Annotated in this window: 25 protein-coding genes; 15 read left to right on the top strand and 10 right to left on the bottom strand. The window is 70.9% G+C overall.

The window, feature by feature from the left end; translation table 11 throughout:
- Window positions 1-322: 322 nt before the first annotated feature.
- Together CFP66_RS37315 and CFP66_RS48230 are read right to left on the bottom strand one after the other, a co-directional pair.
- Window positions 323-2,485, bottom strand: coding sequence for a TerD family protein (locus tag CFP66_RS37315; protein ID WP_158228357.1), 2,163 nt, complete (start codon window positions 2,483-2,485; stop codon window positions 323-325).
- 280 nt (window positions 2,486-2,765) lie between these two features.
- The gene (locus tag CFP66_RS48230; RefSeq protein ID WP_158228356.1) at window positions 2,766-2,936 is read right to left on the bottom strand and encodes a hypothetical protein; all 171 of its coding nucleotides are present in this window, start codon (window positions 2,934-2,936) and stop codon (window positions 2,766-2,768) included.
- 493 nt (window positions 2,937-3,429) lie between these two features.
- On the opposite strand from CFP66_RS48230, the gene CFP66_RS48225 reads away from it, so the two are divergent.
- Complete coding sequence (locus tag CFP66_RS48225) at window positions 3,430-3,591, top strand: hypothetical protein (RefSeq protein WP_158228355.1); 162 nt, start codon at window positions 3,430-3,432, stop codon at window positions 3,589-3,591.
- Window positions 3,592-3,804: 213 nt separating this feature from the next.
- Here the strand turns inward: CFP66_RS48225 and CFP66_RS37310 are convergent, their stop codons facing one another.
- The 3 genes from CFP66_RS37310 to CFP66_RS37300 form a co-directional block, all read right to left on the bottom strand.
- Window positions 3,805-4,326, bottom strand: coding sequence for a hypothetical protein (locus CFP66_RS37310; RefSeq protein ID WP_094930062.1), 522 nt, complete (start codon window positions 4,324-4,326; stop codon window positions 3,805-3,807).
- Window positions 4,327-4,397: 71 nt separating this feature from the next.
- Entirely contained in the window at window positions 4,398-5,369 is a 972-nt protein-coding gene (locus tag CFP66_RS37305) for an ArdC family protein (protein ID WP_158228354.1), read from the bottom strand.
- 2 nt (window positions 5,370-5,371) lie between these two features.
- A complete protein-coding gene (locus tag CFP66_RS37300; protein ID WP_094930060.1) occupies window positions 5,372-6,241 on the bottom strand; it encodes a bifunctional DNA primase/polymerase in 870 nt (289 codons plus the stop codon).
- A gap of 451 nt (window positions 6,242-6,692) precedes the next feature.
- Between CFP66_RS37300 and CFP66_RS37295 the strand changes: the two genes are divergently transcribed.
- The 13 genes from CFP66_RS37295 (at window position 6,693) to CFP66_RS47505 (ending at window position 17,536) form a co-directional block, all read left to right on the top strand.
- Window positions 6,693-7,052, top strand: coding sequence for a hypothetical protein (locus CFP66_RS37295; protein WP_094930059.1), 360 nt, complete (start codon window positions 6,693-6,695; stop codon window positions 7,050-7,052).
- Window positions 7,046-7,903, top strand: coding sequence for a hypothetical protein (locus CFP66_RS47510; protein ID WP_143517492.1), 858 nt, complete (start codon window positions 7,046-7,048; stop codon window positions 7,901-7,903). Before CFP66_RS37295 ends, CFP66_RS47510 begins: the two co-directional genes overlap by 7 nt.
- Before the next feature lie 11 nt (window positions 7,904-7,914).
- A complete protein-coding gene (locus tag CFP66_RS37285) occupies window positions 7,915-8,526 on the top strand; it encodes an SAF domain-containing protein (protein WP_158228353.1) in 612 nt (203 codons plus the stop codon).
- A 3-nt stretch (window positions 8,527-8,529) separates the two neighbouring features.
- Complete coding sequence (locus tag CFP66_RS37280; RefSeq protein ID WP_094930056.1) at window positions 8,530-9,255, top strand: hypothetical protein; 726 nt, start codon at window positions 8,530-8,532, stop codon at window positions 9,253-9,255.
- Between the two features lie 80 nt (window positions 9,256-9,335).
- Window positions 9,336-10,649 (top strand): CpaF family protein, encoded by a 1,314-nt coding sequence (locus tag CFP66_RS37275; protein ID WP_143517491.1) that lies wholly within the window; start codon window positions 9,336-9,338, stop codon window positions 10,647-10,649.
- Complete coding sequence (locus tag CFP66_RS37270; RefSeq protein ID WP_143517490.1) at window positions 10,646-11,521, top strand: type II secretion system F family protein; 876 nt, start codon at window positions 10,646-10,648, stop codon at window positions 11,519-11,521. Before CFP66_RS37275 ends, CFP66_RS37270 begins: the two co-directional genes overlap by 4 nt.
- Window positions 11,521-12,390 (top strand): type II secretion system F family protein, encoded by an 870-nt coding sequence (locus CFP66_RS37265; protein ID WP_094930053.1) that lies wholly within the window; start codon window positions 11,521-11,523, stop codon window positions 12,388-12,390. Before CFP66_RS37270 ends, CFP66_RS37265 begins: the two co-directional genes overlap by 1 nt.
- Window positions 12,391-12,404: 14 nt before the next feature.
- Complete coding sequence (locus tag CFP66_RS37260) at window positions 12,405-12,602, top strand: hypothetical protein (protein WP_094930052.1); 198 nt, start codon at window positions 12,405-12,407, stop codon at window positions 12,600-12,602.
- 78 nt (window positions 12,603-12,680) lie between these two features.
- Window positions 12,681-13,031: a pilus assembly protein gene (locus CFP66_RS37255; protein ID WP_158228352.1), complete on the top strand. Its 351-nt coding sequence runs from the start codon at window positions 12,681-12,683 to the stop codon at window positions 13,029-13,031.
- Window positions 13,028-13,462 (top strand): TadE/TadG family type IV pilus assembly protein, encoded by a 435-nt coding sequence (locus CFP66_RS37250; protein WP_094930050.1) that lies wholly within the window; start codon window positions 13,028-13,030, stop codon window positions 13,460-13,462. Before CFP66_RS37255 ends, CFP66_RS37250 begins: the two co-directional genes overlap by 4 nt.
- A complete protein-coding gene (locus CFP66_RS37245; RefSeq protein WP_094930049.1) occupies window positions 13,459-13,875 on the top strand; it encodes a pilus assembly protein TadG-related protein in 417 nt (138 codons plus the stop codon). The genes CFP66_RS37250 and CFP66_RS37245 overlap by 4 nt, the downstream gene beginning before the upstream one ends.
- Window positions 13,875-16,946 (top strand): LysM peptidoglycan-binding domain-containing protein, encoded by a 3,072-nt coding sequence (locus tag CFP66_RS37240; protein WP_094930048.1) that lies wholly within the window; start codon window positions 13,875-13,877, stop codon window positions 16,944-16,946. Before CFP66_RS37245 ends, CFP66_RS37240 begins: the two co-directional genes overlap by 1 nt.
- A 38-nt stretch (window positions 16,947-16,984) precedes the next feature.
- Entirely contained in the window at window positions 16,985-17,536 is a 552-nt protein-coding gene (locus CFP66_RS47505) for a prepilin peptidase (RefSeq protein ID WP_158228351.1), read from the top strand.
- Here CFP66_RS47505 and CFP66_RS37230 read toward each other — a convergent pair.
- The 4 genes from CFP66_RS37230 to CFP66_RS48220 form a co-directional block, all read right to left on the bottom strand.
- Complete coding sequence (locus tag CFP66_RS37230) at window positions 17,485-18,345, bottom strand: hypothetical protein (protein ID WP_143517489.1); 861 nt, start codon at window positions 18,343-18,345, stop codon at window positions 17,485-17,487. The genes CFP66_RS47505 and CFP66_RS37230 overlap by 52 nt on opposite strands.
- A 17-nt stretch (window positions 18,346-18,362) precedes the next feature.
- Window positions 18,363-18,983: a hypothetical protein gene (locus CFP66_RS37225; protein WP_094930046.1), complete on the bottom strand. Its 621-nt coding sequence runs from the start codon at window positions 18,981-18,983 to the stop codon at window positions 18,363-18,365.
- Window positions 18,984-19,012: 29 nt separating this feature from the next.
- Complete coding sequence (locus CFP66_RS37220; RefSeq protein ID WP_143517488.1) at window positions 19,013-20,170, bottom strand: hypothetical protein; 1,158 nt, start codon at window positions 20,168-20,170, stop codon at window positions 19,013-19,015.
- 290 nt (window positions 20,171-20,460) lie between these two features.
- Complete coding sequence (locus CFP66_RS48220; protein WP_158228350.1) at window positions 20,461-21,027, bottom strand: hypothetical protein; 567 nt, start codon at window positions 21,025-21,027, stop codon at window positions 20,461-20,463.
- A 617-nt stretch (window positions 21,028-21,644) separates the two neighbouring features.
- Here CFP66_RS48220 and CFP66_RS49500 point away from each other — a divergent pair.
- Window positions 21,645-21,824 (top strand): hypothetical protein, encoded by a 180-nt coding sequence (locus tag CFP66_RS49500; RefSeq protein ID WP_233160028.1) that lies wholly within the window; start codon window positions 21,645-21,647, stop codon window positions 21,822-21,824.
- Window positions 21,825-22,108: 284 nt separating this feature from the next.
- Here CFP66_RS49500 and CFP66_RS37200 read toward each other — a convergent pair whose 3' ends face one another.
- A complete protein-coding gene (locus CFP66_RS37200; RefSeq protein ID WP_094930043.1) occupies window positions 22,109-23,263 on the bottom strand; it encodes an FAD-binding oxidoreductase in 1,155 nt (384 codons plus the stop codon).
- Between the last annotated feature and the right edge of the window lie 190 nt (window positions 23,264-23,453).

Genomic DNA, 23,453 nt, shown 5'->3' with positions numbered 1-23,453 from the left:
TAGCCAATACGACAAGTTGCGGTGCTCGACTTCAGCCACGTCAGCAACGCAGTGTGCCGCAGCGTTCACCTTAGATTTGACGGCGTAGTAGAGCTGCCGGTGTGCATAGTGACCTGGGGAGTCCTGACGCCTGTAATCGTCCCCAGGCAGAGACCGGGCATGCTCGACGGCCGCCCGTTTGAACGCGCGACGCCATCCTGGCCAGCCTCCAGGAAATTGATCGAACTCCACCGCGAATCGCGAGTCGTTACGCGGGTGCTCGACGCTCTGCCGGGAGGCGTGCTGACCCTCACCTATGTCGTGATCATCGCACCAGGACATGTCATCCCGCGTCAACGGCTCGGTCGACGGCATTGATCGCCTCGGCGGCGGCCTCCGCGGACATCTTGGGCGGGGTGGGTCGCAGGCCCTGTACGACCTGCGCGTAGAACGCCTCGACAGCGTCGTTGACGCTGGGAACGAAGGCCTTGCGTAGGCCGTTGCGTTTGGTGCCCATCGGTGCCAAGGACATCAGGCGGAATCCTCGCAACTCGGCTCCGGCGTCGGGCAGTAGCACGGCGAGGTTAGCGCGGACGTCTTTCAGCTGTTCGCAGGAGGTCTGGTCGCGGCGGGCGAAGAGCACTTCGACGGTCAGCGCGTCGGGGGCGTCGGTGAGCTGGCGCAGCATCCAGTTGATCCGGCGCGAACTGCCGCCCTCGCGGGGGGCATCGACCTCGATGGAGGTGCGAATCTGTCCGGTGCGCAGGTCCGCGACCATGGTCACCGGTCCGGCTGCACCAGGGATGCGCAGTGTCGCGGACAGCGTTCCTGATGCCGCCAGTTCCGCCGCTGCGGCCTGAGCCCGTGCGGCGTGGTCGCGGGCCAGCTTGCGGGGAAGGACGGGCGTGACGTTCACCCCGAGCTGACTGGTCATCGTGAGGCTTACGTGTCGGACGAGCTTCTCCCACGAGGTGGTGACCGCACCGATCTTGCGGTCGGTGGCTCGCAGGGTGTTGGCGGCGACGGCCTCGCGGATGGGCACCCATGCCATGCCCATGTCGTCGAAGCCGGCCGCGCCCGAGCGGGGGTGCTCCAGGTAGCGGATGAGCTCGGCCAGCAGCCACGCTTGCAGCCGGTCGTCCACCCCGCGATGCGCAAGCTGCATCTGGGCTTCGTGCAGCACCTCTGACCATGAGATGTGGTGCAGTGCGACCTTGCGCAGCTTGCGCCCGTCCACCGCGATCGGGTGCATCCCCCCGACCGGGGCGAGATCGTTGGACAGCGTGATGACGGCGTCGTAGCCCTGCTGTCGAGCCAGGTCGAGGTAGCGCTCGACCTGCTCGTTCCGCAGCGGACTGGTACCCGTCTTAACCTCGAGCAGGGCGGTCCAGACACGTCCGGCGCGCGCGACCCGGATGACGCCGTCGGGGATGGAAGTTCGCTCGTCGAGGGTGAACGGCACCTCGAGATACGTCTCGATCGATCCCGCAGGACCGCCGAACCGCGCGACCAACGCCCGACCGAAATCACGCACCGCCATCATCGTCGACAACAACGTCGAGGTCGCCCGGCGCTCCTGCTCGTCGGTGTTGCCCACACCCGTCACCGAGAACAGCCGCGCCGGCTGCCAACTCGGATCGACAGCCAAGGTCAGCGGCGGAAGAGTCGCGGCCGTCGCGCGCTTCTTCCGCGTCCGCACCCCCGTCCGAGACCGCGCGGCCCTCGCCTGAGTCGAAGGCCCACCGTTCGAGGGAGCCTGGTCTACGGCAGCCGATGCGCTGACCTCGGCCGCATCCACGCTCGGGGGCAGCTCGACGAGATCGGCACCGGTCTGGCTCTCGGGAAGGATGCCGATTCCGACGGCGACTGCATCCCCGAACTCGGCCGGAGCGGCCCCTCCGTTGACGCCAGGAGCAGGACCGACATCCGCGTCATCATCGGCAGGGTCGGCGACGTCGATGCCGTAGTCGCCGGCCAAGCCGGCGAGGCCGGAGTCCCAGCCCTGACCGACGGCGCGGAACTTCCACTCGTCACCGCGCAGATATAGCTCGCCGAGGACCATCGCCGTCTCCGAGCCGGCGGCGGCGACCTCGAATCGGACGCGCGGTTCGCCGGCCCCGTCGAGCAGGTCGAGGGTGAGGTCGGGGATGTCTGCGAAGCCCACACCCTCGGTCGCGTCCAGGCTCGCGACGATGACAATGGTTCGGATCTCAGGGGGAAGGGCCTCCAGGTCCACCGACACCCGATCCTCGGATACCGCGTCCTGCGCCCGCTTGCCCATGAGCCGGACGGCGCCGTCCCCACCCGTCGGCGCGTTGTAGAACACGAAGTCCTCATCCGAGCGCACCCGACCGTCCTGACCCAGCAGCAGCGCAGCGACGTCGACATCAGCCGCCGCTTCGCTGGGATCGGACCAGCGAACCACCGCGTGCAGCCGGCCCTCGTCGACAGCCGAACGATGGAGGAGTGAGACGTTGGCGCCCTTGCTGAGCACATCCTGAGCCACACCTCTCCTTCGCACACATCGACCGAGGAGTTACCGCCCAATCACCGCCTGCGGTACGCACCGGAGCTACAGGACTACGGGCACCGGTCCCGTCGGCCAACGCTGCCCGCGCCTACCCCGTGAACTGGTGGCGCAGCGAGGACGGGGGTGAACCGGGACGCCGCGCGCCAGCTCGGGCTCCTGCCCGGACGCCGGGCGGCTAGCGAGGGCTGGGCGAAGGTGTTGCTCGCGACCTCGCCGAGCTTGCCCGGCAGCGTTGAGTGCAAGTGGAGGAGCCGAATCAGAGTCGCGTCCACGGCGAGGCCAGCCCGGGGAGTTCAGTTGAGTCGCCGTCGAACTTCGGCTCGAACGCGTACCGGTCGACCCGCTCGGGCGCAGGCAGGGCATGCGCCGGCTTCGCAGCCATGGGCCGGATCGGCGGCACCAACACCACCGATCCGAGGTCCTCCACCGGTCAACGGTAGGCGAAGCACAGGCCGCTGGCCTGCGCGGGACCGTCCGTGACGACTACGCAACGGCGCCTTCTGTTTACTCCCACTCGTCAACGCTGATGAGATGCGAGCGCCACCGACTGCTGATCATCGGCCATGCCTGGGGTCTGCTTACTTGATCTACTGGAGCCTCGGGGCAGCTTGGCCGCAATGGGCTCCTCGGTAGTCCCTGTGGTCCGCCGCACTCCCTCGCCATGACCGATTGACGTGACGGCGCGGACCGACCGCAACCGGGTGAAATAGTCCACAGCGACTCGAACACATGTTCGGCTCGGGGTAAGTTCCCGTCCGCGGCCGAGCCGGGGAAGGGCTCGGCCGCCACCTCAACCCAGGGAGCATCGGGCATGTGTACGCCGTACTACGGCGACGAGCGCCGCGACGCGGCAGCGCTCTCCGTCGCGCGCGCCCTCTCCGAGACCGGCCGACGTCCTCCGCCAGGTCGCATCGCATGACATGCACGTCGACGTACGGCGCGGCGACGTCAGCACCAGCCTCGCCGCGCTTGTCGACGCGGTGGGACGCGGCTACCGGGATGTGCCGCAGGACGTGGCCGCGTGCGCCATGGCGGTCGTCGGTGCAGTCGACCGCGCAACCGGGAACCGTCGCTTCGACTGAACGCGTAGGCGGTCCCGGCATCGGCAGCGGGACGACGACCGGGACCAAGCGACGTCCCGCGGTCAGTCAGCGAGCACTGGATTGCGATCGCAGACGTCGTCGGCCCGATGTGCTCGGCGTTCAAGCGGCCCTCATCGGGACCGATGACCGTGACGCGGTGCCGCGTCTACTGGCGATCGAGGTCGGGTTCTTGCAGCGAGGATCAACCGCCGATCAGCGCATGAAGTAGACGATTACGATGCGTCCGGCTCTCACTTCCTTGAAGACGGCCACCATGACAACGAGCCAGCCAACCGCTGCAGCGCCGAAGAGCAGCACCCAACGAATATCAGAACGTCCAGCCGGCCAGGAGTCGCTGGCAAGATCGGCTGACCGTGAACCCCAGCGCGAGGTAGCCGTAGCTCGGTCCGTCTCAACGGCCGACGACCTGAGAACATCAGGAGCCTCTGCGACGCGGTAGACGGTCGCGTAGATCGTGTCGAACGGTGCCGCACGCGCCTGCCACGCAAGCCGTTGCAGGACATCGAGAGCGTCCGCGGCAGGCAGCAGCGCGTCGTCACCTTCCCGGCGGCACTCCCGCGCACTCAAAGACAGCACAGTCCGGGTCGCATCGCGCTGGTACTCGGCGACGACGGAAAGGCAACCCGCCTGCTCGGCCCTCGCGACGACAGCGGACGTGCGCGAACAACCGGTCATGAGCAGGATCGCCGCCACGGCGATGAGGACAGCGCGCACGACGGCAGGATGCCTGCGCCAGCACGGCCCGCGACTCGTTGCTGCATGCGGCTGTGGACAACTCCGCGGTGCTACAGCGAGAGGGCAGGGCCGGTTCTCGACGCCGGAGGATGCGTCGCACCCTGTCGGTCGAGGTCATTCCGTCGGGCCGCGGGCGCCGACGCGTCTGGCTCGGCCTTGTCCACGAATGGCTCGATGTCGGCCAGCATGCCGGCGGCCACCTTGTGCACGGTCTCCGCGGCCTCGGCGATCACTCTCGGGTCGCCGCGGCTCCAACCGGCGACGTAGGGCACCGCGAGGACGGAGGTGTCGAGACCGCGCGCGGTGAGCACGACATGAGCGGCGGACTCGGCCTCCGTCTCCCGCTGAGCGCGGCTGATCGGGCGATGCTCGTGGTCGGCGCGGATGTGTGCGACCTCGTGGGCCAGTACCGCGGTCGCCTGAGCGCCCTCGATGTCGGGACGTACCGATACGACGCGATCTCGATGATCCGTCCACCCCTGCACGTCACCCAGCTCAGGTGACCGGCGCAGCTCGTAGCCGTGTTGATCGACGAGGCGCGCAAGTGGCTTCCAGAGACCCAGATCGGCCCCGTGCAGGACGGCCGGAGGCAGCGGCGCGGGCAACGGCTTCCCGACCGTCTGCGCGATGTCGAACACGTGCGCCACCCGCACGCCGACCATCCGACGCCCGCCGGGGAGCGGAGCCGCGTCCTTCGCCTTGTCGTCCTCCGAGAGGCGTCGCGTGACAGGGGCGAGCACCGCGAAGCCTCGTTCGCCGGCACGCACCGATCGGCCGAGCCGGCGCCACGTCGTGTAGCCGGCGACCTGGGTGAGTACGACGTCCCTTTCCTGGGCCTGCATCCACAGCAGCAGCACGTTGCGCGGGCTGTAATCGTGGAAGGCAGCTGCCGTTCGCAGCATGGCCATCCACTGCTCGCCGCAGGTCAGGTCCTGCACGGCGCCGGCGAGCTTGGCGTTCAACCGCTCGACCCGGGCCGCGCGCTCGGACGCCGAGGACGTGGTGGTGCGACGATCCGACATCGTCATCGCACCAGCCCGGCGCGGCCTACGGCGGTCTGTCTGTGCGGCCCGAAACCGGCGTCGCGCGTTGCCCGGTGGAATCCGGACCGGATCGTGCGCTCGATCTCCGTGACGCCGAATCCATCGACGCCGAGATGTCCCTCCGCCGCCCCGCGCAGCACGCGCCACGCTTCGGCCTCGGCGAGCGTGCCCTCCGCGACGAATGTGCCGAGCCGCGCGGCGGCACGGAACAGGGCGTGGTTGCGGGTACCGACCGCGGCTGCGGCTACCCGCTCGACCTCGCCTCGCACGGCCGCCGTGACGTACGCGGACCGAGTACGGGCACCGCGCACCGGTCCCGCCGGCCGATAGCTCGGTGTAGGCGGGCGGAGGCGTTCGAGCAGCCAGGCAGGAACAGGTTGCGGGTCGGCTGCGACCACCAGGCGATAGCGCCCCTTGGCCACGATCGAGCCAGGCCCGACGACGTACCCGCCGGACGCGCGCGTGTCGATGTGCGCACCCAGAAAGCCCGCGGTGTTGCGCAGCTCCACGTCCTCCGGGAGTCGGAAGTACAGGTGCTGACCGCCACTGGGCGTGTTCACGATGCGGGTGTCGCAGGGAATCGCCTCGCCGGCGTCGCGAGCGAGATCGGCCAGCACCTGCCGTCCGTGCTGCTCACCGATGCGGGCCGGGGCGTCAAGATCGACGACGAGGAGGCCGGACGGCCCTCCCGTCACGACGCCGATGTTGTAGGGCCGTGCACGCCACCACGTGCGCAATTGCGCGGGGTCCCGCGTCGCGAGGGACGGCCACCCCTCCTCGAGCGCCGGCACCTTGTTGCGGGGCCGGAGCGGGAAGACACGCGTCCCGTCCTCGGCGATCCGCAGTGCCATGTGCAAGAGGTAGCGCTCGCGCGCTGAACCAGGCATTCGCGCCTCCGTCGGTCGGACAGCGCCAGCGACCATCCCCGGGCAGAGCGACGGCCACGTGGTCAGCCCGCGGATCCGAGGAGTTCTTCGAAAACGCCACGAACCCGCCAATCGGTCTGGTAGGCCAGAACACACCGGATCGCAGAGCTCACAGCGCCAGCCACGGGACGACCACGCTCGCGACCACGCAGAGACCACGGACCGCACCACCATCGACGGCACGACGAGGAGGTGGATCGGGGTGAAGGCACGGGATCGCCTCGCGATGCTGTGCGGGGTCATGGCTACCGCACTCGTGGTCGCGAGCTGTGGCACCACGCCGCCCCCGCCGCCACCTGCGCCCTCGCCTCCTCCCCCACGATCGCTGCCGTCGCCGCACGACGCGGCCCTCGCGGCGTACCGGACGTTCTGGGAGGTGTCCGACGCGGCCCGCGCGGCTCCCACGGAGCATGACTGGCGCCCAGAGCTCGAAGCGGTCTCCCGTGGCCAGGCGCTCGAGACGGCACTCATCGACGTCGAGAACTACGCGAGCATTCCCGCCAGAACGGTGGGGACGATCTCGCGGTCGCCGGTGGTAGACCGCGGGACGCCGGACAGCGTCACCGTGCTCGACTGCGTCGATCTGGGTGACTCGCGACTGATCGATGCGAGCGGCGCGACGCTCGACGACCTCGAGAACCAGCTGCAGAGGTTCCGGCTGCGGGCACAGGTCGTGCGCGACGGCGACCGCTGGCTCGTCGAGCAGACCACGCCGGCGGTGGACGAGCCGTGCTGACGGTGTCGCTGCTCGCCCTGGGCCTTGCTGTGCTGCCGGTCCCGACAGCTGCTGACGCCCCGCCCGACGGCGGGGGCTGCAAAGTCGTCGACGGGGCAGGACGTTGTCTCATCGAGGCCGCTGATCCCGCCCGCCCCGGCGGCCCGCGAGCGCGTGAGCCCGAGCGTGAGCGCGAACGCCCCTCGCCCGGGCGCCGCGACCAGGACCGTTCGTCTGCTCCCCCAGGCTCGTCGGCGCAGGGCGGCCAGGCACCACCGGCGGGCGCGCCACAGCCGGACGGCGGTGAGGCCGGCGAGCCCGTCGGCGAGGTCGAGTTCACCCCGCCCCAGGACCTCGTCCCTCCGGCCGTATCGCCGACCGTGCTCGCGCAGCGGGCGATCGAGACACTCGACCTTCCCGCTCCCGCAGTGCGGATGTCTGTCTCCGACCTCGCGTTCGTCGGCGTGCCCGTCTGGCTGTGGATCGACCCTGGTCCGCAGGGAACAGGGCCGTTGTCCGCCACGGCGACGGCAGGAGCTTCGCAAGTCACTGCGACTGCGCGGCTCGTCGCGGTCGAGTGGACGATGGGCCCGCCGGGCGCGGAGGTCCGGTGTCCCGGCACCGGCACGCCGTGGACCGGCCAGCCCGAGCCGTCACCGGACTGCGGCTACACCTATGAGCTGCGCTCGTTGCCGGAACGCACTGGCGGCACCGGACGCTGGCCGGTCGTCGCCACGGGAATCTGGCAGGTCGACTGGACCGGAGCGTCGGGCGGAACCCCTGTCAGCGGTGGACAGACCGTGCTGCTCACCGCAGAGCAACCCCTCGCCGTGGGTGAGGTCCAGGTTCTGGTGGACGGGGGCGGCGGATGAGGCCGTCGACCATGCCCCGGTCCGGCGTCGACGAGCAGCTCGCTCCGCCACGTCTGCGCCGACGCCGCTATTCCCGGCTACTGGTGCTGGGTGCCTTGCTCGGCATCGTCGGTGCCCTGCTCGGCTGGTTCGCCTACCAGGAGGCCACCCGGCACGTCACGGTCGTGGCACTGGCGCGGCCCGTGCCGTTCGGCCAGGTGATCTCCAACCTGGACGTCCGACCGGCGCCGCTCCCGACGGGATCCGGACTCAGCAGCATCGCCTGGAGCGATGTTGACACGGTCGTCGGCCGGCCCGCCGCCACCGACCTCTTCGCCGGACAGGTGCTTCCACCCGACGCCCTGCGCGCAGATCCGCTTCCCGCGCCAGGGGACGCAGTGATCGGCATCGCCGTCGGGCCGGGGCAGGTACCGACCACCCCGCTGACCGTTCGCGACGAGGTGCTGGTGGTTCGCCTCGACGACACTGCTTCCAGCGTGCGGGCACTCGTCCTGGCTGTGGGAAGCCCAGACGTCTCGGGCCGACGGACCGTCGATCTGCTCGTGCCCGAAGGGATCGTGCCGAGCCTCGCGCGGGCCGCGGGCGACGAGCGCACGGTGCTCGTCCTCGTCGGACGGGGATGACCGATGCTGATCACCTTCGTCTCGGCCAAGAACAGTCCTGGTGTCACGACGGCCACGCTCGCGTTGGCCGCCGAATGGCCCCGCGAGGCGTTCGTCGTCGACGCAGACCCTTCCGGCGGCGACATCGCGGCGGGCCTGGGCCGCGGTAGTTGGCCGCCGGGCTCGACCGTCCTGGAGCTGGTTGTCCAGGCCCGCCACGAGCCGGTGGGTCACCTGCTGCAGCGGATGGCGGTACGGGTCGAGCACGGGCCGGCGGTACTGGGTGGACTGGGGCGACCGGGCCAGGCGGCCGCCGTCCCCTGGGCACAGCTGTCAGGCGCGTTCCGCGCCCTCGGTGACGTCGACGTTCTGTGCGATGGGGGTCGCTTCCTGGCCAGCGGCGGCATCACCCCGCTGTTGCAGGCCAGCCACCACGTCGTGGTGGTCACGTGGTCGACGTTGCCCGCGGCGCGATCCGCCGCGAGGCTCACCGCTCTCCTCCGCGAGGAGGTGCTGCCGTCGACGGCGGCGTTGGGCCTCCTCGTCGTCGGTGCCGGCCGGCCGTACCCCGCGAGCGACATCGCCGCGGCCTGCCAGGTACCCCTGCTCGGCCAGCTTCCACTCGACCCGCGCGCTGCGCGCGTCTGGGCCGGAGGACGCGAACCGGGCCCCGGCTTCCGGCGCAGCGCACTGCAGCGCGAGGCACGTCGAATTGCGCGCGCCGCACCACCCGCTCAGGCAGCGTCGTGACCACGGGCCAGGCTGCCCGGCCAGGCGCTCCGGCCGATCGCGGTGTCGTCGATCGCATCCGGGCCACTGTTCTCGAGCAGTTGAGTGATCATCCGCGGCGCGCCGCGCTCACCGCGTCGGATCAGCGCCAGCTGATCCGCGGATGGATCGAGGACGAGCTCGCCTCCGAGACCCGTCGCCGGATGACGGTCGGCAGTTCGCCGCTGAGTCGCGCCGACGAGGCGCATGTAGCCCGGGCGGTCGAGAAAACCATCTGGGGCCTCGGCCGCCTGCAGGCTCTCCTCGACCTGCCCGACGTCGAGGACATCCACATCACCGGCAGCGAGGCCCCGCTGCTGCGTCTGCGCGACGGGGCGGTGCGACGCGCAGCTGAGCCCGTCGCCGATTCCGACGACGAGCTGATCGCGCAGCTGCAGTACATCGCTGCGCACCACGGGGCGTCGGAGCGCGCGTTCTCCTCAGCACAACCGATGCTCAACATGCAGCTCCCCGACGGCTCGCGGCTGGCGGCCCTTCGTGATGTCGTTCCCCGCCCGACGGTGACGATCCGACGCCACAGGCTCGTCGACGTCACCCTCGACAACCTGCTGCAGGTCGGCACGATCTCGGTCGGCATCATGCTGTTCCTGCGGGCGCTCGTCCAGGCCCGACGGAACGTACTGATCACGGGACCGCCGTCGGTCGGGAAGACGACGCTGCTGCGCGCGCTCGCTCGTGAAATCTCTCCCGATGAGCGGTTCGCAACGCTGGAGACCGAGTACGAGCTCGATCTGCACCGGTTGCCGCGGGCGCCCGCACTTCTCTACGCGATGCAGGCCCGTCCCGGCTCGACGGAGACCGATTCCTCCACCGGGACGCGAGCCGGCGAGGTGTCGTTGTCGCAACTGCTGCACCAGACGCTTCGGATGTCGGTCACGCGCGTCGTGGTCGGCGAGGTCCGGGGCCCGGAGGCGTTGCCGATGCTCAAGGCCATGACCGCGGGGATGCCCGGCTCGATGTGCACGCTGCACGCGAGCTCCGCCGGTGACGCCCTCGAGCGGCTCATCGTGGCTGCGTTGGAGGGGGCCGGTCCGAACTGCTCGGACAGCTACATCACCCGCCTCGCTGCCACAGGCATCGACTACGTCGTGCACATGCGGCACATGACCCACCCGGCGCTCGGGGGTGCCCGTCGGTTCGTCGCGGAGATCGCCGAGGTGACCGACGTCAACGAGGTAGGTGCCATCGCCCTGAACAGGATCTTCGCGGCGCCGTCCGGAGGCGCGGATCCGCGGGGCCGGTTCCAGATGTTGCCGCAACGACGGGATGCGTTCGACGAGTCGGGCGTGCCGCTCACGTTCCTGCATCGCCCCGATGTCGACCAGTGGTCCGAGCCGGGGCGGCGAGCCTGGTGAGCGCCCTCGCCGCTGCCGCGGGCGCCTTCTCGCTGATCGGTGTCCTGCTGGTCGTCCTCGGATTGCCGACCGGTGACGCGGCACCGTCGCGGTGGCGTCGGCGCGTCACCTCGATCGTGGCGAGCGCGCGGACGCCGGACCGAGGCACGGCGCAGGACCGCATCCGGTGGCTGGCGTGGGTGGCGGGGGGAGTCGTGGTCTGGCTGGTCACCGAGTGGCCTGTCGTCGGCGTGGCCGTTGTCGCGGTCGGCGTGTGGTCGCCATGGCTGCTCGGCTCGGCGAAGGCCGCCCAGGATCGGATCAAGCGGTCGGAGGCGCTCGAAGCGTGGTGCCGACGGATGGCCGACACCCTCGTCGGCGGCGGCGCGGTCGGACTCGCGCAAGCCATCCGGGTCACCGCCCCACACGTCGACAACGCCATCGAGCGACCGGTGGCAGCGCTCGCCCGCCGCCTGGCCGACGAAGGGACGAACCCGACGACAGCCCTGCGGGAGTTCGCCGACGCACTCGACGACCGCGACGGCGACGCCGTGGCTGCGGCCGTCATGCTCGCGCTGCACCAGCAGAGCGTGGGTGTCGCGCGGGTGCTGCGCCAGCTCGCCGACGGGCTGGCCCGTGATGTCCGCGCTCGCCGCGACATCGAGGCCGCCCGTGCCGAGTCACGTCAATCGATCAAGATGCTGCTGGTCATCCAGGCCGGTGTCCTCGTGCTGCTGGCACTGGTGCCCTCGTTCGCCGCGCCCTACAGCAGCCCGACCGGCCAGCTGGTGATGGCGGTGCTGCTCGCGAGCACCCTCGCGCTGCTCGTCTGGATGCGGCGTCTGGCCCTCGGCCGCCTCGCTCCCCGGTTCCTCGGTTCCGGAGCGCGGTGATGGGCCACGTCCTCATCGTGAGCATCGTCGCCGGCACGGCGCTCGGCGTCGCAGCGGCCCTGTGCATGTCGGCCTTCCGCCGCGGCCACCCCCTGCTCGGCGATGCCCTCGTAGCCCTCGATGAACGCACCCCGCTGATGCGAGCCAGCTCGAGCCGTCGCCGCACCGCACTCCTGCGGCACCTGCCGGGACGGGTGCCGACCGCGGACCTCGCCCTTCTGGGATGGACCCGGGAGCGGTTCCTGCTCGGGAGACTCCGCGCCGCAGCGATGTACGGCTCGTCGGGTCCGGTGCTCGCCGCGCTCCTGGCCGTGCTCGACGTCGGGCTGCACATCGTCGTCCCGGTCGGCTTCACGATCGTCGGAGCAGCCGTCGGGTGGAGTGCCTACGGGCGGCAGGTCGGCGACCGCGCCGACGCCGCGCGTGACGAGCTCCGGCACGCCCTGGTCGCGTACCTGCAGCAGGTGAGCTTGCTGCGACGTGGCGGCGCCGGCGTGGCGACCGCGCTGTCGATCCCCGCCCAGCTCCTGGCCGATGGCTGGGCGATGCGCCGCATCCGCGACGAACTCGACGACGCCGCCCGCAGCGGCCGCATGCCGTGGGAAGGGCTGCGGCAGTTTGGCGAGCGCGTCGAGATCGACGAGCTCGCCGACCTGTCGACGATCGCCGCCACCGCCGGCCAGGACGGCGGCGCTGTCATCGACACGCTGCTCGCCCGCGCGGACAGCCTGCAGGACGAGCTGCGCGCCGACGAGCACGCCGATGCGCACCGCGCCAGCGGCCAGATGAGCACGCCAGGTGCCCTGCAGGTCTTCCTGATCTCCGCCTGGGTCCTGTACCCGGCCGGTGTCGCACTGCTGACGATCTGAGGAGAGGACACGCCATGTGGACCACGACGAACATGCACCTCACGAACCTCCTGCTCTGGCTGCAGCAGCGACTCGGCCCGGTCGACGAGCGTGGGGGCGGACGCAATACCGACGAGGGCTTCCACATCTCCGGAGGCGCCGTGGTCGCGGGCGCGATCGCCGCCGGAGTGGGCGCCTTCATCGCCAAGAAGCTCGGAGCGCTCGACGAGTAGCCGCGCCGAGTTGATTGCCGGCTGATGGCCGTGCAACTCCTGCGCCTGGATGCGTCCGAACGCGGAGGCTCCACGAGCGTGGAGATGGCGCTGCTGTGGCTCGCGATGCTTCTGATGATCTCCGCGGTGGTCCAGGTCGCGCTCGTCTTCTACGCGGGACAACTCGCGCTCACCGCCGCCGAGGACGGCCTCCGGGCAGGGCGCTACCACCACGCGACCTCCGCGGCTGATGCGCGACGCGACGCGGAGGCGTTCCTGCGGCGAGCCGCCGGCACCAGTCTCGGATCCGCTGAAGTTGCGGCCGAACTCGATCAGGCGACAGGTGTGCTCCGCGTGCGCGTCAGCGGCGACGCGCTGTCGCTGGTGCCCGGCGTAGCCCTCCACGTCTCGAAGGAAGCGGTGGGAGCGGTGGAGCGCGTGACCCCATGAGGATCGTCGCTGACGCGGAGCGAGGAGGTGGCCCGGCCACCGAGGCCGCGATCCTGGCGGTGGTCGTCGGGCTGCTGCTCGCCTTCGCGATGGCAGCGGGACGGCTGGCCGCCGCGGAGTCTGCAGTCGACCATGCGGCCCGATCCGCCGCACGGCTTGCCTCCGTCCAGCGGGACCTCACGACAGGCCAGGCCGCGGCAGAGGAAGAGAGCCGCCGGGTGCTCGAAGGGCAGGGCCTCGCGTGCGACCACCTCGACGTCGCGGTCGAGGCCGAGCCTCCGTCCGCGCCGATCGGTGTGCACGCAGTCATACGCGCCCGCGTGACCTGTGCCGTCCGCTGGTCCGATCTCGGACTGCCAGGACTTCGCGGGGGCCGAGAGGTCACGGCCGACTTCGCCAGCCCGATCGACCGGTACCGGGAGCGGACATGAACGGGGAGCGCGGCGGCGGTTCGGTCAGCGTGCCGATGGCCATCAGCGTGCTGGCGATGTTGCTCGTCGTCGGGCTCGCCATCGACGGTGTCCGCGCGGCACAAGGCGTGGCCCAAGCCGATGCCCTCGCCGAGGAAGCCGCGCGGGCAGCGGGCCAGGACCTCGACCCGAGGGCGTTGATTCATGGAGTCGCTGCCGTCGACGCGGCAGCGGCTGCGGAATCCGCCCGTCGGTATCTCCTCGCCGCCGGCGTCGACGGCGAGGTGATCATCGCCGCTCCTGACCGCATCCGCGTCGAGGTCGCGGTGCGTCGGCCGACGGTCCTACTGGGCCTCGCCGGACAGGACGAACTCACCAGCCGTGGGTCCGCTGAAGCGGTCCTCGTTCCCGTTCTCCCCGGAGGGGCACCGTGATGGCTGTCGGGCGACTGATTCGAGCGACGTTCGCTGCAGCCGCGATCCTCGGGATCGTCGCGGGCGTCCCGGTTCTGCTCTGGCTGGTGGCCAGGGCGGCGTTCCCTGCCCCACGGCCCTCGCCTGCCGAGCTCCTCGCGATGCTGGCTCTTCCGGACGACGGTCGCTTGTTCCTCGGGTTCCTCCTGCTCATCGGCGTCGCCCTGTGGCTGCAGCTGACCCTCTCACTGATCGCCGAGTTCCTCGGTGTGCTGCGGCGACAGCCCACAACCCGCGTCGAGCTGCCCGGTCTGGGGATGAGCCGCGCGCTCGCCGCCGTCCTCGTGGGAGCGCTGCTATCCGCCGGTTCGGCCACTGCATCGGCCGCACCTGCCAATCCGTTGACGAGCGCCGCCCCTTCGCACGGCACCTCGGACACTGCACCGAGCGAGAGGCGGGCAGAGGGGCCAGAGTACGAGGTACAACCACGGGACACGCTCTGGCGGATCGCGGAGAAAACCCTCGGCGACCCGCTGCGCTGGCGCGAGATCTACGAGCTCAACTCGGGTCGCGAACAACCCGACGGCGAACGGCTGACCGAAGCGGCTCTGCTGCGGACCGGCTGGCTGCTGGAGCTGCCAGCCGACGCGGTCCCAGGCCCCGGCTCCGACGGACACGTCGCCATCGTCGGTCCCGGCGACACGCTCACCGAGATCGCCGCACAGCACCTGGGCGATCCGAACCGCGCCGACGAGGTGTTCGAGGAGAACCGCGGTCGCCTCCAGCTCGACGGCCAACGGCTCAACGATCCCGAGCTGATCCGGCCCGGCTGGACCCTCGTGCTCCCCGCGCAGACTCAGCCTCCGCCATCGGCGGATCCCGTACCGGAACAGCAGCCGCCGCCCGAACCCGCGCCGATCCCCGATGAAGCGCCCCCGCCTGAACCGCTGTCACCTCCGACGACCACAGCACCAGCAAGTCCCCGACACGAGCAGGGGCCGACGGAAGCGCACACCGCGGCACCAACGGCCGAAGCGCATCCACCTGCTGATCCCGAAGCAGACGATGGTGCGGCCGCCGCGATCGTGCTGGGGTCATCGTCACTCGTCGTCGCCGGACTGGTGGCCGCACTGGCTCTGCGGAGGCGCCGCCAGTTGCGCGCCCGGCGGCCGTACCACCGGATCGCCGTGCCGGGCGACGAGGCGGGGCACGCCGAGTGGATCGCCGCGGCCAGCGAGCCGACCGTCGACGCCAGCGTCCTGGACGCGGCGCTGCGCGGCCTCGCGCTCAGCGATTGGGCCGGTACCGACGCTCCGCCGCTGCGAACAGCCGTCCTCGATTCCGAGCACGCCGTGGTCTCGCTCGCCGCGCACGCTTCGCTGCCCGAGCCCTTTGAGCCGCTCGCGGAGTGGACCTGGTCGGTTCCCGCGACGGCAGACCTGCCGCTCGAGGCTGAGGACGCCGGTGGGTACTGCGCACCGTTCCCCACGCTCGTCTCGGTCGCGACCGGCGCCGACGAGCAGACGCTGCTCGTCGATCTCGAAGAGCTCGGCGTCGCCCACGTGACGGGGAACCTGGGGCTGGCCACAGGCCTCCTGCGGCACGTCGCAGCCGAGTTGGCGAACAGCAGGTGGAGCGAGGACTGCGAGGTCCTGCTCGTCGGGTTCGGCGCCGAGCTCGCCCCGCTCAACCTGGAACGGCTGCAGGTACTTCCCGATGTCGCCGCCGGCCTCACCGAGATCCGCGCGCGCTTGCGCGCGGCACGCGAGACCCTCGCGCAGCTGGGCGTGCCGTCGCTGCTGCACGGGCGTCTCGACGGGGTCGCACCCGACGCGTGGCTGCCGGTCGTGCTGCTCGCGACCGGCCCGGCGACCGACGAGGAACGCACCGGACTCGCCGACCTCGCCGGGGAGATCGGCGGGACGCGACGCGCGCCCGTCGCGGTCGTCACCGCCGGCATCGCGCTCGCCGGCCACGAACTGCACGTCACCGATGGAGGTCAGCTGCTGATGCCCGAGGTCGGCGAGGAGCACTGGTCGGCCGAGAACATGTCCGGAAGCACCGGCGCCGGCCTGGCCGAGATTCTCGCGCCGACCGCGCAACTCGACGTGCCCGCAGGACCCGCTGTCGCGCCCGAGACGTGGGCCGACGGAATGTGCGAAGACGGGACGCTCGACGAGCGACCGGTGGCAGCGGTGACGCCGCCGCCCGATCCCCAAGCCGCGCGGCGACTGACGATCGTCGAGCAGCAGGACCCCGACCTCGACCGTGATCTCGCACGGTGGTCATCCGAGGGCCCACCCGACGTCCCGCTCGTCGGCATCCTCGGCGAGCCGGTCGTCCGCGCGCCGGGCCAGTTCCCATCGGTGCGGCCCAGCTGGTTCACCGAAGTGCTCGTCTACCTCAGCCTGCACCCCCTCGGCGTCACCATGCAGACCGCGATGACCGACCTCTGGCCCGACGGCCACAAGATCGACCCCGCCACCGTCCGGCACGCCTTCTACGGCGCCCGCCGCTGGGCCGGACGCGGCCTCGACGGCGACCCGGAGCGCGCCTTCGTCAGCGACATGCAGAGCGACAACACCTACCGGCTGCGCGGACACCTGCTGGACTGGGACCTGTTCCGCCGCCTCCGGAAACGCGCCCAGGCACGACACGCCGCCGGCCACGACGGAGCGGTCGACGACTACGAAGCCGCGCTCGGACTGATCCGCGGCCCCGTCCTCAGCGCCTTGCGCCCGGGCGGCTACGCCTGGCTGAACAACCACGACCAACGCCACGACCTGCAGATTCCCGGCTTCCTCGTCGACGCCGCGCACGAGCTCGTCGACATCGCCCTGGCCGCCGGCGACCTCGCACTCGCCCGCTGGGCCGCCGAGATCGCGAGAACCGTGGACGTCGACGTCGTCTTCGACCGCCCCCTGACCGACCTGATGCGCATCGCGCACGCCGAAGACCGGCCCTCCGAAATGGAGCGCTACGCCGCGATCCTGCTCGACGCGCGCGGCTTCGACGTGCCCGAGGAGCTCCCACCCGAGACCTTCGCCGTGCTCAACGAACTGCTGCCGCACGGCCCCCGACGACGAATGTGAGCGCCCTTGCGGCGGCAGCTCTGGCTGCGGTGAGTGGTGTGGCCTTCGGTCCGGTCACACTCCAACTCGCGTCTGCGACACGCGCCGCGCCGCGCACCAGCACCAGGCTGGAGACGGTCGCCGTCACGGTCCTGGTGGGTCTGCTGGTCGCGGCCTGCGGCCGTGCGACCCTGGCACCGTTGATCGCCGTGGGCACCGCGGCCGCCCTCGTCGATCTCGACGAGCGCCGCCTCCCCAACACGCTGACGGCGACCTTTGCCGTCGGTACCGCGCTGACCGCGATCGATGCGGGAGCCTCGCAGGCCGGGTCGGCAGCAGCCGTCGCAGCACTCGTGTTGGTCGTGGCGCTGGTGATGAAGGCCGCCCACGGCGAGGTCCTCGGCTGGGGTGACATCAAGCTGCTCCCGAGCCTCGCAGGCCTGCTCGCGGTCCTCGATCCCCCGCTCCCCCTCGCAGGGCTGGTCTGTGCCACCGCGCTGCTGTGCGTCACGGTCGTGCTGTTCACGGCCGCGGGCCATGGGCGCGGCGACACCGTGCCCTACGGGCCGGCGTTGGTCGTCGGCGCCTTTGCCGCGCCGCTGGTCGGCTGAGCCCCGAGGCCGCAGACGTGGCGCGACGCGACCACCGGCCGAGCCGGCGTCTCCTGACCTGCAGAGCGTCCCTGCCGAGGTGCGGGAGGTCGAGACGAACCCGCCTGCGGTGTCGAGTCTGCCGCTGCGCTCGGAGCCGTGGCCCCGACCGATTGAGCCGCCGGTTCCTTCGCCGGAGATGCAGCTTGTGGTGTGGACGGAGTCACCACGAGCGGGGCGTCGAGATCGATGCCGGCGAAGCGGCCGCGGATCGCGGCGTCGGTGCGCCGGTCCACACCGCGCAGGTGCCGGACAACCGCCCGTGAGCTCAGCCGGCGCGGGTCGAGGTTCTCGACAAACGCGGCCAAGTCGACCCGACGCGGCAGCTTCGGCATCCGGACAGCTCGGTCCCGCACCGACCACGGCGCCAGCTCGCCCGCGGGCTGGGTCAGCAGGTGCTGACGCAGGGCGTTCGCCGTGGGCTCGTCGGGAACGACCGCGCCGACCGGCCCGATGCCCGGTACCCGTCCCACGACGGCCCATCCGCTGCGCCCCGTCGCTTCGAGCGACACCACATGCGCCTCGCGCGGTCCTCGCTCAACCATTTCGCTGGCGGCCTTGTACGTGGCCGCGTCGATCGGGCCGGGCAACTGACCGGACGGCGTCGTGACCCCGAGCGCGTTCTCGTAGGCCGTGCGGCCGCCCGCGATATCACGAAGAGCGGCGTCTCGCTCGGACCGGTGCCCGGCCCGGCGGTGCCGCGCGAGCGCCTCGGCGAGGAAGGTCGCGATGTGCGCCAGCTGATACAGCTCGTAGCTGGGCAACGTCATCAACGGATAGTCCGTGCTCATCGCTTCCATGCCTCTCCGAGTCGGGGCGCACGCCCAACCGGCCCGGGCGCTGCGTTCCGACGCGATGTCAGATCCGCCCGACGCGGCCGGGAGTGGGTCGGAAGCGCCTGTGCTGCGCGTTCGAATGCCGCCCGCCGGGCCGCCGACGCGCGATCCGGTTCAGGCAGGACGGAGCCCGCAAGGGCTTCGGCATCGACGAACGCGCGACGCATCGACGCGTACGCACCGATATCGCGAACGTCGAACACCACCCGCTCAAGCTGGACCCGCAACGAACACGGCAGGCCCGCAGGACGCAGCATCTGTCCCGACGACGGCGGTGCGTCACTCGCGTCAATCAGAACAGCCGTTTCCGCGCTGCCCCGACTGGTCTGCTGCACCGGCGGCACCCGCGGGCGGCCCGACTCCCTCGGCAACCGCATTGCATCCTTACCGAATCGACGCCACGTCGCCGCGAACACGCGCGCCGTCGGGCGGTCGTGGATGTAGAGCAACATGCGCCCCACCCGCACACTCACCGTCGCCTCCGCGGTGCCCGGATGGTGGGCGACGACCGCGAAGTCCTGAACGCCGTGCAGCGTGAGCACGACCCCCACGGACTGCCGCTCGTGCACCACTCTGCCTCCCCGCATCGCCCCGCCGGAGCTCAGACCCGCGGCTGACGCGAGCCTCGCTCCCGACCTGTCCGGGTCCGTGGCTCCCGCGCGCCTGGTGCGTGGTCAACGCCAGTCAGCTGCGACAACGGCGTCGAGAGGGTCGGGGGTGGCCATGCCGACGTCCAGTTGCGGACCGCTTCGCCTGAGGCTTCGGCTGCGGCTGCCTGGTGCACCCGCCCGCGCTCACGCTGCCAAGCTGCGATCTCCTGCAGCAGGGCAGCCAACGCGACCGCGAGCGCGACCCCAGCCGCGACCTCGTCCTGGCGCAACACCCTGCGGTGACGGATCAGTTGCCGAGCCGCCCACCGCAGGCCGGTGCTGGCCCCGCTCGGCTCCCCCACCCGCCGGTCCGGGATCCGCGCCGCCCGCTCGAACCGATCCGCGGCCGCGCCCAGATCACGGCCCGCGAGCTCGAACCCACACACGGCCATCAACACGTCCTGCGTGGCGTGCGCGATCTCATCGGCGTCCACGTCCAGCCGCCCATTCCGCGCGCCGGCGACCGCCCGGCGCCCGCGGTCCACGCCGTACCGCGCCTCCGCCAGGACATCCGCGGAGGCAGCCGCCGCGCCCGAGACTCCAGCCCACCGCTGCTGCAGGCGAGGCATCGACAGGTCGACCGCGAGCTTGCTGCCGGAGTAGTAGACGGGGTAGCCGGCAGCGGTCCGATCGCCGGGCCGGGCCACCTTGTACCCCAGCGCATCCCCCGACGGCCCGTACCGGACCTCCACCAGATACCCCGCCGAACGCAACGCCGCCTCGAACGAGGACACGTCATGAGCGGTGACCGCGGCCGCGGTCACCGCGCGCACCAGCTCCGGCCGCGCCGGGACCTGCCCGCGGCGCGCCGCCTTCTCCACCTCCCCACGGACCGGAGCACGGGCGGCGGTGCCGTCGGCGGCTGCCGTGAGCGTCAGGCCCAGCTGCTGCTCGATCTCCCGCGCGGCCGCCCGCAACTTCGGGTAGTCCCGGTGCGGCCAGAACCGCCGCCCCGTGTCCTGGCGCACCAGCACCACGGCGATGTGGATGTGATCATCCGCGTGCCGTATCGCCACCCACCGCGACCCGCCCTTGTCACCGCGGGACACGACGCCGGCGCCGTGCAGCAGGTCGCGCGCGACCTGCGCCCACTCGCTATCGGAGAGCACGCGATCCTGCGCGGCAACGCGGGCCGAGCAGTGCCATACGTACCCGCGCCGGCCCTGATCGTCGGCAGTGTCTGGGAGGCCCGCCGCGATTGCCGGTGCACGCAGCGCTCGGATCAGCGGGCCGAGCTCGAGATCCCACTCCCCTGGTCCCGTGGCCGACGGCTGCCACCCCGCATCCTGCCCGTCCCACGTGGCGACCACGCGTGGTCGACGATGCTCCTCCGCTCGACCCGGCCCCATCAGATAGGCGAGCAGCCCGCCGACCCGCCAACCGTGCACCACCTTCGTGATCACAACGACAACCGCGCCACCGCAACATCCACCAGTTCATCCAGCCGCGCCCGCGTCGCCGGCGCCTCACGCCCGTAGCGCAGCAAGACCCGCACCACATCCACCCACTCGACCGGCACCTCACCCACTTCACCTCGGGCGACCCGGCAGGCCAGCTCACCGATCCAGGCGCCCACAGCGAGCCCGTCACGCTCAGCCGCAGCAGCCACGACCGCAAGCTCGGACGGCGCGAACCGCACGACGAGCTGCGACGTGCGTGTGGCGTCGGCACGGGCGCGGCGACGGCGCGAACAGAATTCGGCAGGGCTGCTCACCGCGACCATGCTCAGCGCAGGCGTGGCCACAATGTGGCTCGACCGCACCGCGACATCAGCGCCAGGGAACGCCCCCGTTCCCGCCACCAGCACTTCCACCGAGAAGCATCGCTTCTCGCATATCTCGCTCCTACCGAAGCGTATTCGATCAGATGCGAGCTCGAGACGGTTTGCTACCTGGTTCTCAGCGCCGAAGCTGAACGCGTGCTGACCAGCAGCGACATGGTGCTTGTGCGGGCGATAGTGCCACATCGATCCGTTCCGCAGGCCCGTTGGGGCTACTCGTTCGGTTGGTTGACCTACTGCGATGTTGGCGTTCTCACGGCGTTGTGGCCCTCGGAACGAGCGCCGCGGGTCGGTCTGGTCCAGATCGACGCCCGCTTCGCCACCATCCACACCACGCTGGGGTGGGCAAAGGCCAGGACTTCCACTCGCTGCGCGGCTCCTACGTCACCCACCTGATCGAAGCCAGCTGGGCCCCGCTGTTCCGTCCAGCATCAGGTCGGACACGAACACGAATCCACCACCGCCATCTACACCTGCGTGTCCTCTGACCTCCGCACCCGAACCCTGCACCGCGCGCTCGACGCCACCCTCACCCACGCCACGAGCCAGACGGCCGCGGCTAGCCCCTGGCTAACCCGACGAGCGCGACTGGCCTGGTATAGAGCGCAGCGAGCGCAGTCGTCCCCGAGCTACGACCGGACGGGAACAGCCGATGACCCGCCGACGCGAGATCAGCTACCAGTGGCGGCTACGGGAGATCATGGCCACCTGCGGACTGTTCACCACCACCCACCTCTCGCCGCTGCTCGCCGAACGCGGCATCACGCTCGGCCTCCCAGATTCACCGGCTCACCCCCGAACGGTTGTCGCTGCCCGTCCTCGCCGCACTCTGCGACCTGCTCGAGGTCACCCCGCCGACCTCATCACCACCCGCGCCGAAGGAGACTCCACCCGCAAGGCCGCCGGCGCTCGCCGGACCAACCGCCGTCGCGGGCCGGGCCGAGCTGCGCCAGACCCGTGCCCAGCTGCGGCCCGAGCGGTGAACGGACCACCACAGCCTGGCCACGCATGACCACGACACCGCCCAGGGCGAGCACGACGTCCTCACCTGCGCCGCGCTCGAACCGGTGGATCTGAACACCTCGACAGGCGGAACAGCGCCGGAGTGGACCAGACCGTGGCGGCCGGCTCCTTCGCGGAGAGGCCCACCGCCACCCGGCGGAGCAGTGGCCGCATTCGAGGCCGAACACCTCCTCACAGCTTCGGCCGACCCCGGACACCTGGGCAGCCAAATCCCGGTCGGTCGCCTGGCGTGCCGGCGGTTGTTTCAGACTTCGGCCTCCACTGCGTGCGGATCGAACTCGGGCAGCTCACGCCGCGGGGTTATCAACCGTGCTGGCCGGAACCCGTTCAACAGTGCTGGCGGGATGCCGGTAACCAGCTCCTCCGCGGCCAGTCGGCTCGTGACAGCGGCTAGTGTGGCGCCGCTGTGCATAGTGATCAGGTACAGGTTCGGCACGTCGTTCCAGAACCCGACAACCGGAAGGCCGTCGAACGGATAGGGCCTTACGGCGATGCTGATCCGCTCGCTGCGGGTGCTGGTGGGATCGACGTCGGCGACGCCGTGGGCGGCACGCCGGATCAGATCCGTCACTGTCTCGTCGGGGAGCGTCCACGTGTCGGTGTCGAGGCTGCGATCGCCCCGCTCGGATCGGATGGCGAGCCGGCCTCCTGGGTCCGGCCGCACAGAGATGCCGGGCAGGTGCAGGAGCACGGACAAGGCGGAGGTGCCCGGCGCAGTGACGACGGTTGCGCCGGGCTCGCCGACGGTGGAGACCTCGACGCCGACCTCGCTCATCAGCGCACCGATCCGGCTTCCGGCGGCGACGACCACGCGGTCAGCGCGGACCTGGCTACCGTCGTCGAGCAAGACACCATTGACCTGACCCGATTCGACAAGTAGCCGATCCACCGTCGTGTGCGACCGCAGGATGGCCCCGTGGGCCACCGCGGCCCGCAGCAGTTCGTGGATGAGGAGAGGCAGGTCGAGCCAGCTCTCGCCGGGGTAGAACACGGCGCCTAGGTAGTCCTCGTGCACCCGCACCTGCGGGTCGTACCGGGGTAGATCCTTCGGGTCGAGCTCGATCGCGGCGTAGCCGTACTCGTGCAGACGCTTCGCCTTGGCATGGAGCGCGTGCGCCGACTCCTCGGTGGCGGCGACTTCGAGGTTGCCACCGCGCCGAAGCCAGTTGTCGGTGCCGAGCTCCCGCGCCACGGCGAGGTGCTCGGCCATCGAGATGACATTTAGGTCGTGGTAAGGACGCAGCTCCTTCGAGTTCGAGTTCAGCCACGCAAGGCTCGCCGCGCTCGCCTGTCCACCCGGCATCCCACTTTCAAAAAGTTCCACCTCGCAGCCCCGTTTGGCGAGCTGGAAAGCGGTGGAGGCGCCGAGAACGCCACCTCCGACGATAACGATCTTCATGTGAGCTGCCTTCCTCTTCTTGTCGATGATGTGAGTACGGGACGCATGGAGGGCGCATCGTCCGCTCCGTACGCGAGCAGGCCGGGCCGCCGTTCCGGTGGGCACCACGGGAACGGCCGGGATCGGATCTGCCGGTGACGGCGCCGTGCACAGCACGGCCGGCACCGCGGTCGTCGGGTTACTGCGGGTT

The sequence above is a fragment of the Pseudonocardia sp. MH-G8 genome (genome assembly GCF_002262885.1).
Lineage (GTDB): Bacteria > Actinomycetota > Actinomycetes > Mycobacteriales > Pseudonocardiaceae > Pseudonocardia.
Note: the sequence above shows the minus strand (reverse complement) of the source record. Positions and strands in the feature narration are given on the sequence as shown.

Bases quoted from the DNA above. Each gene is read 5' to 3' on its own strand.
- CFP66_RS48225 (WP_158228355.1), top strand. From the start codon at position 3,430: ATGCACGTCGACGTACGGCGCGGCGACGTCAGCACCAGCCTCGCCGCG.
- CFP66_RS37305 (WP_158228354.1), bottom strand. From the start codon at position 5,369: ATGTCGGATCGTCGCACCACCACGTCCTCGGCGTCCGAGCGCGCGGCC.
- CFP66_RS37300 (WP_094930060.1), bottom strand. From the start codon at position 6,241: ATGGCACTGCGGATCGCCGAGGACGGGACGCGTGTCTTCCCGCTCCGG.
- CFP66_RS37285 (WP_158228353.1), top strand. From the start codon at position 7,915: ATGCCCCGGTCCGGCGTCGACGAGCAGCTCGCTCCGCCACGTCTGCGC.
- CFP66_RS37280 (WP_094930056.1), top strand. From the start codon at position 8,530: ATGCTGATCACCTTCGTCTCGGCCAAGAACAGTCCTGGTGTCACGACG.
- CFP66_RS37265 (WP_094930053.1), top strand. From the start codon at position 11,521: ATGGGCCACGTCCTCATCGTGAGCATCGTCGCCGGCACGGCGCTCGGC.
- CFP66_RS37260 (WP_094930052.1), top strand. From the start codon at position 12,405: ATGTGGACCACGACGAACATGCACCTCACGAACCTCCTGCTCTGGCTG.
- CFP66_RS37250 (WP_094930050.1), top strand. From the start codon at position 13,028: ATGAGGATCGTCGCTGACGCGGAGCGAGGAGGTGGCCCGGCCACCGAG.
- CFP66_RS37245 (WP_094930049.1), top strand. From the start codon at position 13,459: ATGAACGGGGAGCGCGGCGGCGGTTCGGTCAGCGTGCCGATGGCCATC.
- CFP66_RS37240 (WP_094930048.1), top strand. From the start codon at position 13,875: ATGGCTGTCGGGCGACTGATTCGAGCGACGTTCGCTGCAGCCGCGATC.
- CFP66_RS37230 (WP_143517489.1), bottom strand. From the start codon at position 18,345: ATGACGTTGCCCAGCTACGAGCTGTATCAGCTGGCGCACATCGCGACC.
- CFP66_RS48220 (WP_158228350.1), bottom strand. From the start codon at position 21,027: ATGTGGCACTATCGCCCGCACAAGCACCATGTCGCTGCTGGTCAGCAC.
- CFP66_RS37200 (WP_094930043.1), bottom strand. From the start codon at position 23,263: ATGAAGATCGTTATCGTCGGAGGTGGCGTTCTCGGCGCCTCCACCGCT.